This is a genomic window from Ferrovibrio sp. (genome assembly GCF_046297895.1).
Classification (GTDB): Bacteria; Pseudomonadota; Alphaproteobacteria; order Ferrovibrionales; family Ferrovibrionaceae; genus Ferrovibrio.
Map to the genome: position 1 here is coordinate 68,088 of NZ_JBKBHC010000003.1, position 14,267 is coordinate 82,354.

General features: G+C 65.6%; 14 protein-coding genes. 6 read left to right on the forward strand and 8 right to left on the reverse strand.

Annotated elements, in window-relative coordinates:
- The first annotated feature begins 249 nt into the window (after positions 1-249).
- Together ACK4FK_RS05265 and ACK4FK_RS05270 are read left to right on the forward strand one after the other, a co-directional pair.
- Entirely contained in the window at positions 250-1,515 is a 1,266-nt protein-coding gene (locus tag ACK4FK_RS05265; protein WP_409742124.1) for a threonine synthase, read from the forward strand.
- Positions 1,516-1,517: 2 nt separating this feature from the next.
- Positions 1,518-2,057 (forward strand): hypothetical protein, encoded by a 540-nt coding sequence (locus ACK4FK_RS05270; RefSeq protein ID WP_409742127.1) that lies wholly within the window; start codon positions 1,518-1,520, stop codon positions 2,055-2,057.
- Here the strand turns inward: ACK4FK_RS05270 and ACK4FK_RS05275 are convergent.
- The 5 genes from ACK4FK_RS05275 to ACK4FK_RS05295 form a co-directional block, all read right to left on the reverse strand.
- Positions 2,054-2,569, reverse strand: coding sequence for a DinB family protein (locus ACK4FK_RS05275; protein ID WP_409742130.1), 516 nt, complete (start codon positions 2,567-2,569; stop codon positions 2,054-2,056). The two genes, ACK4FK_RS05270 and ACK4FK_RS05275, sit on opposite strands and share 4 nt — an antisense overlap.
- A 125-nt stretch (positions 2,570-2,694) precedes the next feature.
- On the reverse strand, positions 2,695-3,852 hold the full coding sequence (locus ACK4FK_RS05280; protein WP_409742133.1) for a TAXI family TRAP transporter solute-binding subunit: 1,158 nt from the start codon (positions 3,850-3,852) through the stop codon (positions 2,695-2,697).
- A 32-nt stretch (positions 3,853-3,884) separates the two neighbouring features.
- Positions 3,885-5,918 carry a TRAP transporter permease gene (locus ACK4FK_RS05285; RefSeq protein WP_409742136.1) on the reverse strand — a complete coding sequence of 678 codons (2,034 nt, stop codon included), beginning with the start codon at positions 5,916-5,918 and terminating at the stop codon, positions 3,885-3,887.
- Positions 5,919-6,040: 122 nt separating this feature from the next.
- Positions 6,041-6,460: a DUF1127 domain-containing protein gene (locus ACK4FK_RS05290; protein ID WP_409742139.1), complete on the reverse strand. Its 420-nt coding sequence runs from the start codon at positions 6,458-6,460 to the stop codon at positions 6,041-6,043.
- Positions 6,461-6,486: 26 nt separating this feature from the next.
- Positions 6,487-7,086, reverse strand: coding sequence for a TetR/AcrR family transcriptional regulator (locus tag ACK4FK_RS05295; RefSeq protein WP_409742142.1), 600 nt, complete (start codon positions 7,084-7,086; stop codon positions 6,487-6,489).
- Positions 7,087-7,252: 166 nt separating this feature from the next.
- Here ACK4FK_RS05295 and ACK4FK_RS05300 point away from each other — a divergent pair, with 166 nt between their 5' ends.
- The gene (locus ACK4FK_RS05300) at positions 7,253-7,843 is read left to right on the forward strand and encodes an intradiol ring-cleavage dioxygenase (RefSeq protein WP_409742145.1); all 591 of its coding nucleotides are present in this window, start codon (positions 7,253-7,255) and stop codon (positions 7,841-7,843) included.
- A 41-nt stretch (positions 7,844-7,884) separates the two neighbouring features.
- Positions 7,885-8,514 (forward strand): LysE family translocator, encoded by a 630-nt coding sequence (locus tag ACK4FK_RS05305; RefSeq protein ID WP_409742148.1) that lies wholly within the window; start codon positions 7,885-7,887, stop codon positions 8,512-8,514.
- A gap of 21 nt (positions 8,515-8,535) precedes the next feature.
- On the opposite strand, the gene ACK4FK_RS05310 is transcribed toward ACK4FK_RS05305, so the two are convergent.
- From ACK4FK_RS05310 to ACK4FK_RS05320, 3 genes are all read right to left on the reverse strand, one after another.
- Complete coding sequence (locus ACK4FK_RS05310; protein WP_409742151.1) at positions 8,536-9,291, reverse strand: substrate-binding periplasmic protein; 756 nt, start codon at positions 9,289-9,291, stop codon at positions 8,536-8,538.
- Between the two features lie 95 nt (positions 9,292-9,386).
- A complete protein-coding gene (locus ACK4FK_RS05315) occupies positions 9,387-9,884 on the reverse strand; it encodes a hypothetical protein (protein ID WP_409742154.1) in 498 nt (165 codons plus the stop codon).
- A 131-nt stretch (positions 9,885-10,015) separates the two neighbouring features.
- Complete coding sequence (locus tag ACK4FK_RS05320; protein ID WP_409742157.1) at positions 10,016-10,510, reverse strand: hypothetical protein; 495 nt, start codon at positions 10,508-10,510, stop codon at positions 10,016-10,018.
- Between the two features lie 114 nt (positions 10,511-10,624).
- On the opposite strand from ACK4FK_RS05320, the gene ACK4FK_RS05325 reads away from it, so the two are divergent.
- On the forward strand, positions 10,625-11,422 hold the full coding sequence (locus ACK4FK_RS05325) for an SDR family NAD(P)-dependent oxidoreductase (RefSeq protein ID WP_409742159.1): 798 nt from the start codon (positions 10,625-10,627) through the stop codon (positions 11,420-11,422).
- 45 nt (positions 11,423-11,467) lie between these two features.
- Positions 11,468-14,254: a [protein-PII] uridylyltransferase gene (locus ACK4FK_RS05330; protein WP_409742162.1), complete on the forward strand. Its 2,787-nt coding sequence runs from the start codon at positions 11,468-11,470 to the stop codon at positions 14,252-14,254.
- Positions 14,255-14,267 lie beyond the last annotated feature (13 nt).

A 14,267-nucleotide genomic window follows, 5' to 3' on the forward strand; every position in this document is an offset into this window, starting at 1 on the left:
CTGGGCGGACCTGAACGAACTGAAACGAACCCCAACGAACCAAAACGAACTCCGACGAACCGAAACGAACCGGAATCGTGTCGAACGGTTCGGGCCGGGCCGAATGGGCGCCATCTGGAGGCAAATGGCGCCGGGGCGGCCCGCGCTTCTGCTCCGCCCCTCCCGGCCCTGCGCCGGCCATGCTACGGTTCAAACGAATTCGCCCGGGATTTCCGTCCCCGTTCAACCACATAGGCTTGTTTCCTCGCCATGACCGCCGTGCCCAGCCCCGTTTCGCAGTCCCTGATCCCCGACACCCCCACCTTCGTCACTCATCTGGAATGCGGCATGACGGGCGAGCGGCTGCCGGCCGACACCCTGCATAACCTGTCGCCCAAGGGCTATCCGATCCTGGTGCGCTACGACCTGGCCGGGGTGAAGGCGGCGCTGAGCAAAGAGAAGATCGCGGCCCGGGCGCCGAACTGGTGGCGCTACCGAGAATTGCTGCCGGTGCGCAAGACCGAGAACGTGGTCTCCCTGGGCGAGGTGATGACGCCGATCCTCACCCTGCCGCGGCTGGCCAGCCAGCTTGGCCTGCGGGGAGACGGCGAGATCATCGTGAAGGATGAAGGCCGTCTGCCCACCGGCTCGTTCAAGGCGCGCGGCCTGGCGCTGGCCGTCTGCATGGCGAAAGAGCTCGGCGTGAAGAAGATGGCCATGCCCACCAACGGCAATGCCGGCGCGGCGCTGGCCGCCTATGCGTCGCGGGCCGGCATCGAAACCGTGGTGTTCTGCCCCGACGACACGCCGCAGGTGAACATGAACGAGATCGCGCTGCAGGGGGCGCGGCTCTACAAGGTCAACGGCCTGATCAACGATTGCGGCAAGTTGGTCGGCGCCGGCAAAGAGGCGGCCGGCTGGTTCGATACCTCCACGCTGAAGGAGCCCTACCGCATCGAGGGCAAGAAGACGATGGGACTGGAACTGGCCGAACAGCTTGGCTGGGAACTGCCCGATGCGATCTTTTATCCCACCGGCGGCGGCACCGGCCTGATCGGCATGTGGAAGGCGTTCGAGGAACTGGAAGCCATCGGCTTCATCGGTTCCAAACGCCCCAGGATGATTGCCGTGCAGGCGGCCGGCTGCGCGCCCATCGTGCGCGCGTATCAGGGCAACGAACGCCACGCAAAACTGTGGGAGAATGCCCATACGGTTGCGGCCGGCATCCGCGTGCCGGCGGCGATCGGCGATTTCCTCATTCTCGATGCCGTGCGCAATTCCAACGGCTTCGCTGTTGCCGTGGAGGATGCCGCGATCACGGCCGCGCTGGATGAAGTGGCGAAACAGGAAGGTTTCCTGATGTGTCCCGAGGGCGCGGCCACGTATGCCGCCTACAAACAGGCGCTGGCGGAGGGCAAAGTGAAAAAGAGCGACCGCGTGGTGCTGTGGAATTGTGCTGCCGGCCTGAAATACCCGATGCCCGATGGCGGCCAGCCGCTCGACCGCCATGGCAGCATCGACTACGCGAGGCTGTGACCATGGCGCCGGAAAAGCGGATTCCGGAACCGCGCACCATCGAATCCGGATACGACATCCTCGTATCCACGGTCGAGTTGCGGCATCCGCTGCTGCGCCGCCTGCTGGCCGACTGGCTGAATGCCGCCGCACCGGGCAGCCTGCCGGGCCATGACTTCGCCGATCCGCCGCGGCTGGATTACATGCAGGGGCAGATCGTGATCTTCGACGTGGTGCCGCAGGCCGATCATGGCCCCCGCTTCCGCTACCGCTTCGTCGGTGCGCCGCTGGTCGCCCGCCGCGGCCGCGATGTCACCGGCACCTGGATGGACGAGCATACGGATGCGCAGGTGGCCAGGATCGGCCCGCAGGCCTGCGGCACGGCGGTGCAGTCGCGCCGGCCGGTGCATGTGCGGGCTCGCCGCGAGATCGACGGCGCGACCTACGCGCTGGAATATCTTGTGCTGCCGCTGGCCAATGCCGGCACCGGCCTGATCGACCGGCTGGTCTCGGGCCAGATCTATCCCTCCGGCGCGCCGGCGCGGGGCGGCGATCCGGCCTAGCTGGTTGCGCGCACGAAGTGGATCAGGTCTAGGGCCGGCGGCTCGATGCCGGCATGGCTCAGCAGGCCATGCACCTGGCCGCGATGATGGGTCTGGTGATTGAAGAAATGCAGCAGCGGAACCACCAGTGGATCGGTGAAGGGTTCGCCGCGCGTGGTCTTGTAGCTGAGGGTGCCGTGCAGGATGGTTCCGTCCAGATCGTCGCAATAGGCGATGATCTCGGCATCCTTGTCCGCGCGCGCCTGGCGCAGGCCGGCGAAATCCGCGTGCAGGATCTGGTTCAGGGCCTTCACATGCGCGGCGGGCCTGCCGGTGAAGCGGCCGAGCCAGATGCTGTCACCCACCAGGATGTGGTTCAGCGTGGCATGAATGCTGCCGAAGAAGCTGGGTCGCGCGGCGTAATACTCCACCGCCGGCAGGCTGGCGCAGGCCTCGTACAGGCGGCGGTTGGCCCAGGTGTTGTAGCGCGCCATGCGGCGCACATGCTCAAGCAGGATGTCGGTGCCGGTCATATGATCAGCGTAAGATGGGAAGCCGCGGTCGCAAAGCGCGGAATTGTCCCGCTGCAATTGCACAAAACTCAAACGGCCCGCCGGGTGAGGGCGGGCCGTCGAGCGTCACAGGATGACGGCTGCGCTTACCATTCCGTCAGAACCGGCTCCATGCCGGCCTTGGTCAGGGCCTCGGCGCGGATTTTCTGCCAGCCCGTCATCGCCGCCTTGTCGTCGGCGTAAGCGGCCTTCTGGTGCGCGGCCCAGGCATCGGCCAGCACCTTCTGGCGCTTGATCAGGTCGGCATTGCTCTTGTCGTATTCGGGTTTCCAGACGCCGATCTCCTTGAAGTATTTCACGGCGCCGTCATGCACCGGCACCACCCAGTCGAAGACCTGGCGCTTGATGTCCCAGCCCACATTGCCCGGTGCGGCGTCCTTGTAGTCGTTGAACAGTTCGACCATCGCCTTGGTCATGGCATAGACCTGGCCGGCATCGACATTGGCGTAAGTCATCAGCACCGGATAGGGATAGGTGGCGCCTTCGACCGGCTTGTCCTTCGACAGGGCGGCACCCTCGGTGCCCATGAACGGCACGTAGAACGGCGCTTTGGCCTTCAGGCGCTTCCAGCCTTCCTTGTCGTTGTGCGGCACGGTCGGCCAGACGATGCCGCGTGGCGAGGATTCGATCTGGAAGGCCTTGCCCGAGATGGTCGAGGTGAAGGCGGCATCCACCTGGTTGTTGATGATGCCGTCCATCGCCTGGCCGAAGCCGCCGAATTCCACCTTCTGCACGTCGTTCCAGGTCAGGTTGGCAAAAGCCAGAAGCGCGGTGATGTTCTGGTTCAGCGACGGCGCACCGACCACCCAGGCCACCCGCTTGCCCTTCAGGTCGGCGATGGTCTTCACGCCGGTATCCTTGGCCACCGCAACGGTGAGCAGCGCGTCGGAATTGTTCAGCAGCAGCGAACGCACCGGCTGCGGGCCCCAGTCCTTGGCGCCGAATTCATACATGCCTTCCTGCGCCATGTAGGTGCCGCCTACGCCGTTGGCCGAGAACGGCGCCTTGCCCTCGCGCAGCGGGACGGTGCGCGACACATCGTTCTTGCCGGGCAGCACGCGCAGAGTCACGCCCTGCTTGTTCTTCAGCGCGTTGCCGATGGCGACCGCCTGGTTGTAGCCGCCCGAGCCCACGTCATAGGCGGTCCAGGTCAACTGGTCGGGCAGCTTTTGTGCAAATGCGGATGCCGATACGGCCAGGGCCGCGACGGCGCCCAGCAGGGCGAAGGTTTTGGTGTGACGCATCGTTGGTTTCCTCCTTGTGTTTTTACTCTTGATCATGCGGTGACGGGGTTCCGGTTCGCCAGTTTCAGCAGCAGGATGGCGGCCAGGGCGAGTGCGCCGCCGATGGCGGCCAGCGTCAGGTTGCTGACGGGGATCAGGTTGCCGCCGGGCACGGCAAGCGCAAAGCCGGCCGCCAGCAGCATGGCGCGCGCCAGCAGCCGCAGCGGTGATCCGTCCAGCCGGCCAACGCCGAACAGGTAGCCCTGCATGGCGCCGGAAATCAGCGCCACGCCCAGCACCGCGCTGACGATCACCGAGACCACTTCCAGCGGCTCGCCCTTGAGGATCAGCGCGGGATTGAGGGCGAAGAAGAAGGGAATGATGTAGATCGCCGCGCCCAGACGCATCGCCTGGAAGCCGATCCGGAAGGGCGAGGCGCGCGCCAGCGGCGCCGCGGCGAAGGTGGCCAGCGCCACCGGCGGCGTGATGAACGAGATCATGCCCCAATACATGATGAACAGGTGGACGGCCAGCGGGTCCAGCCCGGCCTTCACCAGTGGCGGGGCCAGCACGATGGCCAGGAAGATGTAACAGGCCGTCACCGTCATCCCCATGCCGAAGATGAAGCTGGTCAGCGCACCCATCAGCAGCAGCACCAGCGCATTGTCGCCGGCGATGAAGACCAGGTCGTTGGCCAGCGTGCCGGCCAGGCCGGTGACCGAGAAGGCGCCGATGATGAAGCCCACGCCGGCCAGGATGGCGACCAGCTCGGCCAGTGCCCGGCCGGTGGCGGCCAGCAGGTCGAGCAGCTTTTCCCAGCTTAGACGATTTTTCGGCAGGATCTGGTTGATCACCAGCAGCAGCGCGGTGGCGGCAAACGGCGCCACGGCCTCGCGCTGTTCCCACACCATCAGGAAAACCAGCACCAGGAAGACCAGGATGTAGAGCCAGCCGGCCTTCAGGGTTTGCGACAGAGAGGGCAGTTCGGATTGTTTCAGCCCCTTCAGGCCCTGGCGGGCGGCATAGGCATCGATCTGCACCACGAGGCTGAAATAGAACAGCAGCCCGGGAATGGCGGCGGCCAGCGCGATTTCGGTGTAGGAGATGCCGAGGAAGCTGGCCATCACGAAGGCGGTCGAGCCCATCACCGGCGGCATCAGCACCGCACCGGTGCTGGCCACAGCCTCGACGCCGCCGGCATAGTCGGCGCGGAAGCCGGTGCGCTTCATCGCCGGGATGGTAACGACGCCGGACGAAATCACGTTCGAGATGACGCTGCCCGAGATCGAGCCCTGCAGACCCGACGAGATCACACCCACCTGCGCCGCGCCGCCGCGCACGCGGCCGACCAGGGCGAAGGCGAGATCGTTGAAGAATTTGCCGCCGCCGGTGTGGTTCAGCGCCACGCCGAACACGATGAACCCGATCACGATCTCGCCGAAGGCCCGCATCGGGATGCCGAAGGCGCTTTCCGACGAGACGATGTGATAGGCGAAGGTATCCTCCAGGCTCTGCTGGATGCCCCGGATCGGCCCGGGCATCGCATCGGCAAAGACCGGGTAGAGCGACATCACCGCCACGATCGCGAAGATCATCGTACCGCCGGTGCGGCGCAGGGCTTCGAGGATGATCACCCACAGCACGCCGCCCAGGATCTGCGCCGTCAGCGGCGGGGCGAATTCCCAGCCCTCGGCCAGGATGTTTTCAGCCTGCCAGGCAAACCAGCCGATCGTGCCGGCACTGATAAGCGCCAGGGCGATATCATGCAGTGCGATCCCGCTGCCCGCGGCATCCTTAGCCCGCCAGGGATAGGCCAGGAAGACCAGCGGCAGGGTGGCGGCGGCCAGCAGGAAGAGGTAGCGGTTTTCGATCAGGGTGACGTTGAAAAGCCGCAAATTGAGCTGCTGGTTCAGCACCATCACCAGCGCCAGCAGGGTCAGCAGGACGAAAATGACCCGCAGCGGCGCCGACAGCCGGCGATGCGCCAGTTCCTCCACCATCCGCTCGTCGGGCGGCGGCTCGGACAGAGCGGGATTCAGGCCATGGGCTGGCTGATCGGCGCGGTTGGAGCCGAGACCCTGCGACATCGTTTTCCTCCCCATGCCCGGACTCTGCAAGCTGCCGGTCCGATTGTCGGACTGGCAGCTTACGAAGCCAAGCACGAAGGATCAACGCATTGATCGCCTTTGTATGCAATCGAAAAGGTGCCTCAATCGGCCGCCCGGTCGAACTCGGTGTCCCGCAGAACAATCGGGGCGCTCCAGAAAGGCTGCGCGGCTTCAAATGCCGCCGCGCCGGGCGAAATCCCGGCATCGCGCAGGGTATGGGCGTCGATCTTGGCGAGTTCGTGCCGCATGCGGCTGCGCTGCCGCCAGAGAATCCAGGCATTGCCCAGCGCCGGCAGAACCAGACGCCACCAGGGCTGGTCGATGCCCTTCAGGGCGGCGGGATCATGCAAGCCGTCCAGCCAGCGCAGATCGGTCTTGCCCGGCGACCGGACCAGCGGAAGGGCAGGCCGCTCCGCCTGGCTGGGCATTAGCGGCAAGGTGGGTCGGGCAAAATACGATATTAACGAACGATCGTGCTTTTCTGTGTCGATGAAGTGGTCGATAGTGCTCTGGTAAGTCATGGCTAGGCTCTTTTCTTGTTGTTAAGTCAGTGGGTTGCGGCAGACCTGGCCAGCAGGTCGATAAAGGCCTGCTCGGCGCGGCGAACCGCGGCAGCGTCGCGCAACAGGCGACGATAGTAATTGAGCGTCAGGAAAATCCCCTGCAGCTCATAGGCAAACTGTTTCGGGTCCAGGTCGGACCGGAAATGGCCTTCCTGGATGGCGATCTGGGCGCTGCGCACCATCATGCTCTGCCACTGAGTCTGCAGTTCGGCCAGATGGTCCCGCACCGGCCCCGGCTTGTCGTCGTATTCCGCGGCCAGGGTGACGAACAGGCAGCCGCCGGGCAGATCGTCGTTGTGCAGGCTCCAGTCCAGCCAGCCGCGGAACATGGCCTCGATCCGGGGACGGCCGCGCGGGGCCAGACGGGCGGGTTCCCACACGGTGGCCATGAAGCGCTTGGCGCTTTCATCCAGCAGGGCCTTTTCCAGCTCTTCCTTCGAACCGAAATGGGCGAACAGGCCGGATTTCGACATCTTCAGCCGGTCGGCCAGCATGCCGATGGATATCCCCTGGAAGCCCTCGACGCTCGCGGCGCGAAGGGCCTCGGAGAGAATGACGGCGCGTGTCTGCTGACCTTTGCTCATGTGGCTAAATTACGAACGGTCGTTCGGAAAGTCAATGCCGCATCCGGCCGGGCCTGTGACGCCGGCCACAAAACTGTGATCGGCCCGACGCGCAGGGGAAACCGGCGCGGTGCGTATAAAGCCCTGGAACCGGCCGGCAAACGATCTCGGCCGCGGGAGGCTCTGCATGACGACGCGCCGCGACCTGCTGCTGCAGGCAGCCATGTTTTCGGCCCTGCCCGGGCTGGGCTTTGCCCAGACCCGTGGCCTGTCCCTGCCGCTGGATCCCACGCCGGCCTGCGGCGACAGCCATGCGCCAACCCCGCGCCAGACCGAGGGCCCTTTCTACACACCACGTACACCGCAGACGGCAAATCTGCGCGAGCCTGGCATGGCAGGCATCCCGCTGCGCATCGGCGGGCTGGTGCTCGACCGCCGCTGCCGCCCGCGTGGCGATGTGCTGGTGGATGTCTGGCAGGCCGATGCAGCGGGGCAATACGACAATGCCGGCTATCGCCTGCGCGGGCACCAGATCAGCGATGCCAACGGCCGCTGGCAATTCGAAACGATTCTGCCCGGTCTGTATCCCGGCCGCACCCGGCATATCCACGTGAAGCTGCAGCCGCCGGGCGGCGCCGTGCTGACCACGCAGCTATACTTCCCCGACGAACCCGGCAACGCGCGCGACCGTATCTTCGATCGCCGCCTGCTGGTGCAGATGGGCGGCGACGATACGGCCAGGATCGCACGGTATGATTTCGTGCTGGCGACGGACTGAGCCGGCTTGACCTAGCATAGGCGCGACGTCATCGTCGCATCATGATGGATCTGCCCACCCTGCTCACCTTCACCGTGGCGGCTTTCGCGCTGGCAGCCACACCCGGCCCCGACATGCTGCTGGTGATGACGCGGAGCGTGGCGCAGGGCCGCGCAGCCGGCCTGATCACGCTGGCCGGCATAACGGTCGGCTGCTATTTCCACGCATTGGTGGCCGGCTTTTCCCTGAGCGGTGTGCTGCTGGTGGCGCCGGTGATGTTCGAAATCATCCGCTGGGCCGGTGCGGCCTATCTGCTGTATCTGGCGGTGCAGGCCTTCCGCGGCGCTGGCGGTTTCCAGCCGCCCCGTCCCGGTGCGGTCGCCCTGCCGCTGATGAAGCTGTTCCGTCAGGGCCTGCTGACCAACATGCTCAATCCGAAAGTCGCGCTGTTTTTCCTGGCGCTGTTCCCGCAATTCATGCAGCCCGATCCCGACACCGCGGTATGGCAGGCCCTGCTGCTGGCCTGCGTGCTCAGCGGTGCCGGCTTCATCGTCAACGGCAGCATCGCGCTGGTCGCCGGCCGCCTGGGCGAATGGCTGAGCCGACGCCCCGCCTTCGTGCGCTGGCAAAACCGCCTGCTGGGCGGCGTGTTTGCCGCGATGGCGCTCAGACTGGCGTTCGACAGGAGATAAAAGCCGGTACGCGTCGCGGTGTCAGTTCGTTTCCAGTGGCCGCATCAGGCGGTCGATATCGCCATTCGTCGTCATGTCCGCGCAGGCTTGTGAAAAGGTCTGTGCCACCCAGGCAGGTGTCGTCCGACCAAAAGCCAGATAGAGCCGGCTGGTCAGGTCATGCAGCGGCAGGAAGGCCACGACGGCGTCGCGTCGTTCACCCATTTCCCGCAGCCGGAGATACAGGCTGGCCGGATGTGCCGGCAGGGCATCGACGCGGCCATACAGCAATTGCCGCGTGGCATTGTCTTCGTCGGTCGATTCGATGACGGGGATGCCGTTGCGCAGCAGATAATCCGTCTTCACGTCGTGGCTCACCCCGGCAACGCGCCAGCGCGCCAGGTCGGGCAGGCCCTCGGCGGCGACATCGGGCCGGTCGCGCCGCCGGAACACGGCCACGTCGTAATTCAGCACCGGGCAGATCCAATGGAACTGCTCTTCCCGCGCCGCCGTGCGCGCGATCAGGGCAATCAGGGTGTTCGGCTGGTTTTCGGCCTCGGCCAAGGCGCGGGCCAGCGGCAGTACGGCCAGCGGCGCCGGGCGGCCGACGCGCTCGGCCAGAGCGGCGATCAGGGCCGCCGTCGGTCCGGCGGCCTCGCCGCTCAGTTCGAATGTGTAGGGGGGGAAACGGCTGGCGACATAACTGATCGGCGGCAGGGCGGCGGCCGCCACGTTGCCGTAGGGGCAGGGTGCCAGCAGGAGAACCAGGCAGGCAAGGACACGAAGCTGGCCGGACATGGAAAAGCGCATGGCCTAGAATATACGGATTACGGCGCGACCCTGTCTGTTACTTTTCGGTCATTGGCATACAGACGGGTCGCTATTGCGCGCTGTCACATCCGTGCGCTCTTCACGCCATCCACCTCGGCATTGCCGTCCAGGATGGCGGCCTTGATGGTTTCCAGGCCGCGTTCGAATTCCTCGATCCGCTCGCGCAGGCCACGCAGCTCTTCCAGCGCCTGCCGGCCGATGGGCCGTTCGCTCTGGCTGTATTCCAGTACCAGGCTGGCATAGCGGCCGCGCATCTTGGCCAGGGATTTCAGCATCGCCTCGATCTCGCCCGGCTCGATGCGACCCAGGGCCCAGATCATCTGGCTGCGGGTGAATTCGCGGTCCTTGGCGATGATCTGCTGCACATACTGCCGGGCATTGAGGGCGGCGGCGGCCTCGGCCGGGCTGCCATCGCGCAGGGCGAGGCGCTCGCGGGCGGTCAGGCCAGCCTGGGCCAGATCGCCGGCAGACGGGATTTTCGCGGGCGGACTTTTCAGGGCGGCGCGCAGCTGGGGTTCGACTTTCTCGGCCTGCCGCAGGGACAGCAACGCAATCGCCATGATTTCCACTCCTTGCTCTGGTTCTGCCTGGAGCGGAGCAAAGCCCATGCCATGGTTAAAATGGCGGATTTCAAGGCTGATCGGTCTGCGGCTGCCAGCCCGGCGGCAGCTTTTGCCGACCCGGCGGCGCGTCAGGGCGCCAGGGGCGGAGCCTGGATGCCCATGCTGCGGCCGGGGAATTGCAGGTCCAGGCGCCAGTCCTGCGGCCGGCTGCGGTAGATTTCCAGCGCCTCGGGCGGCAGCGGGAACTGCGCCTCGCTGGCGATGGCGGCGCGCCGCGGCTCGCGCGAAAACGGATTGCCCATGGGCAAGGAAATGCCGATGCCGATATCGCTGCCGCTGCCCGAGCCGACCGATCCGCCCAGGCCGATGCCGGGTCGCCAGGGCTCGTCATTGCTGCGCGGACGCTGTTCGGCGCGCAGGCTCTCGGGCGCAAATACCCTGCCGTCGGGCGCCGTGAGCTCCATCGCCTCGACCGGATCGACCGCCAGCACCCGCACGAAAACCCGGCCGCTCTGGCTGCCGAGCCAGGCGGCGGCGCGCGGCGGCGGCGGGGGCTCGCTGGCACAGGCGGCCAGCAACAGGGATAACAGACTGAGGGCGGACACGCGGCGCGGCAGGGTCATACATTTATTATAGGGGTTGCGGCGGAAGGTTCCCATCGGCGGCGCGACCGGTTTAAGCTGCCGCGCCCAAGGAAAAGCCAGAAAACATATAAAGACGACAGGACAGGACTCGCCATGACGCTCGCCCCGAATGCCTCTGATAATCTTTTCGACCTGACCGGCAAGGTGGCGGTTATCACCGGCTCCAGCCGGGGTATCGGCCGCGCCATCGCGCTGCGCATGGCCCAGCACGGCGCCAAGGTGGTGGTGACCAGCCGCAAGGCCGAGGCCTGCGAGAAGGTGGCCGAGGAAATCCGCGCCAGTGGCGGCGAAGCCATCGTGGTGCCCTGCAACGTCTCGGACAAGGCGCAGCTTCAGGCCCTGGTCGATGCCACGGTCAGGCATTGGGGCCGCATCGACATCCTGGTCTGCAACGCGGCCGTGAATCCGTTCTTTGGGCCGTCGAAGGACATTCCCGACGATGCCTTCGACAAGATCATGGACGTCAACATCAAGTCGAACCACTGGCTGTGCAACATGGCAGCCCCCGACATGGCCAAGCGCCAGGATGGCGCCATCATCATCATCTCGTCGGTGGGGGGACTGTTCGGTTCCAACACGCTGGGCGCCTATGGCATTTCCAAGGCGGCCGACATGCAGCTTGCCCGCAACCTGGCCGTGGAATGGGGTCCGCACAACATCCGCGCCAACTGCATCGCGCCCGGCCTGATCAAGACCGATTTCGCCCGTGCCCTGTGGGAGAATCCGGAAATCTCAAAGAAAGCCACCAAGGGCTACGCGCTCAAGCGCATCGGCGATCCCGACGAAATCGCCGGCGCCGCCGTCTTCCTGGCTTCCGCCGCCGGCCGGTTCATGACCGGGCAGACCATGATCATCGATGGCGGCGGCATGGTGAACTTCCAGAGCGTGTAATTTCCAGGGCGTGTAAACGACCCGCATACGCTATATATCCTGTCCATGCAGATGCGCCCCGCCATCCCCGACCCGCGCGCGATCATCGACCGCAAGGCGCTGACGCTTCAGCTCGACGCGCTGGGCGGCGAGGGCATGCATGGCACGGCGGAGCAGCGCAAGCAGGCGCTGGTGCTGCTGAAAGCCGCCCTGACCGAGGGGCGGCGGGTGGTGCAGGCCCGTTTCCAGGCCGGCGCCCCGGCCCTGGCGACGCGCCAGTCGCTGGCCTATCTCACCGACCAGATCATCCGTCTGGTCTTCGACTTCACGGTCAACCGCGTCTATCGCCTGCCCAACCCGACCGCAGCGGAAAAGCTGTCGGTGGTGGCGGTCGGCGGCTATGGGCGCGGCGAGATGGCGCCGTTTTCCGATGTCGACCTGCTGTTCCTGTTCCCCTACAAGCAGACGCCGTGGGGCGAGCAGGTGGTGGAGTACATGCTCTACCTGCTGTGGGATCTCGGCCTAAAGGTGGGGCATGCCACCCGTTCGGTGGACGAGTGCATCCGCCTCAGCCTGAGCGACATCACCATCCGCACCGCGATCCTGGAGCAGCGGTGGCTCTGGGGCGACCAGGAACTGGCGGCACAGCTCAAGTCCCGCTTCCAAGGCGAGGTGGTGGCCAAGACCGGCCGCGATTTCATCGAGAAGAAGCTGGCCGAGCGCGACGACCGCCATCGCCGCATGGGCGATTCGCGTTATGTGGTCGAACCCAATGTGAAGGAAGGCAAGGGTGGTCTGCGCGACCTGCACACCCTCGTCTGGATCACCAAGTATGTCTACGGCATCCAGGAAACCGCCGAGCTGATTGAGCGCGGCCTGCTGCATGCCGAGGAGCATCGCCGTTTCCTGCAGGCGATGGAATTCCTGTGGACCGTGCGCATCCACCTGCATTACCTGGCCAACCGGCCGGAAGAGCGGCTGACATTCGACATGCAGACCGAGATCGCCAAGGCGATGGGCTATGCCGACCGGCCCGGGCGCCGCGATGTCGAACGCTTCATGAAGAAATATTATCTGGTGGCCAAGGAGGTCGGCGACCTGACGCGCATCTTCGCCGCGGCCCTGGAAGAACGGCACAAGAAGAAGAAACCGCTGGCGGCCATCAAGGCCAAGATCAGGCGGCCCAAGACGCTCGACGGCTTCGAGGTCGAGGGCGGTCGCCTCAATGTCGGCAGCGAGACCCTGTTCGAAAAGCAGCCGGTGAAGATGCTGCGTCTGTTCCATCTGGCCCAGGAGCAGGGCCTGGACATCCATCCCGAGGCCCTGCGGCTGGTGCGGCGGAACCTGAAGCTGATCGATGCCAGGCTGCGCAACGACCCGGACGCCAACCAGCTGTTCATGGACATGCTCTGCTCGGCCAACGATCCCGAGACGACCTTGCGCCGGCTGAACGAGGCGGACGTGTTCGGCCGGTTCGTGCCCGATTTCGGCCGGGTGGTGGCGCAGACCCAGCACGACATGTACCACACCTACACGGTGGACGAACACACCATCCGCGCCATCGGCATCCTGTCGCGGATCGAAAGCGGCGCATTGAAGGAGGACCATCCGCTCAGCGTGCACGTGATCAAGGAAGTGCTGTCGCGCCGCGTGCTCTACGTCGCGGTGCTGCTGCACGACATCGCCAAGGGCCGCGGCGGTGACCATTCCGTGCTGGGCGAAAAGGTGGCCGAGAAGCTGGGGCCGCGTTTCGGGCTGACAGCAGCGGAAACCGAAACCGTGGCCTGGCTGGTGCGCTGGCATCTACTGATGTCCGCCACGGCCTTCAAGCGCGACATCTCCGATCCCAAGACGGTGGTGGATTTCGCCCAGGCCGTGCAGAGCCCGGAGCGCCTGCGCCTGCTGCTCTGCCTCACGGTGGCCGATATCCGTGCCGTCGGCCCCACGATCTGGAACGGCTGGAAGGGTCAGCTGCTGCGCGACCTGTATTATCGCGCCGAGGAATACCTGTCGGGCGGCTTCACCGGCCGCCGCCGCGAGGAACGCATTGCCGAGACCAAGGAGAAGGTGCGCGGCCTGCTGGCGGGCTGGAGCAAGGCCGAAACCGACCGCCTGCTCAAGCGCCACTACGAGAATTACTGGTATTCCAATGATGCTGAAACGATTGCCCGCCATGCCGGGCTGATGCGCGAGGCCGACCAGTCGGGCCGCAGCCTGACCACCGCCTCGCGGCCCGACCGTTTCCGCGCCGTGACCGAATTCACGCTCTACGCACCCGATCATCCGGGTCTGTTCGCCCGCGCCGCGGGCGCCATGGCGGCGGCCGGCGCCAATATCGTGGACGCCAAGATCTTCACCACCAACGACGGCATGGCGCTCGACAGCTTTTACATCCAGGATTTCGACGGCAAGGCCTTCGACAAGGCCGAGCAACTGAAGAAACTCAATTCCGCGCTGGAGCGCGCGCTGTCGGGGGACCTGAAGCTGCGTTCGGCGATCGCGCCGGAGCGGCCCGGCTTGCCGAGCCGTACCCGTGTCTTCAAGGTGGAGCCGCGCGTGCTGGTCGATAACGCCGCTTCCAACCGCTACACCGTGATCGAGGTGAATGGTCGCGACCGGCCCGGCTTCCTCTACGACGTGACCCGCGGACTCTATGACCTGAACCTCAGCATCGGCTCCGCGCATATCGCCACTTATGGCGAACGCGCGGTCGATGTGTTCTACGTGCAGGACCTGACCGGCATGAAACTGACCGACAAGCGGCGCCTGCAGCAGATCGAAAAGCATCTGCTGAAGAAGATCATCGCCGCCGACGACAAGCCGGCCACCAAGGCCGCGGCGAAAGCGGCCTGATCGCGGCGATGAC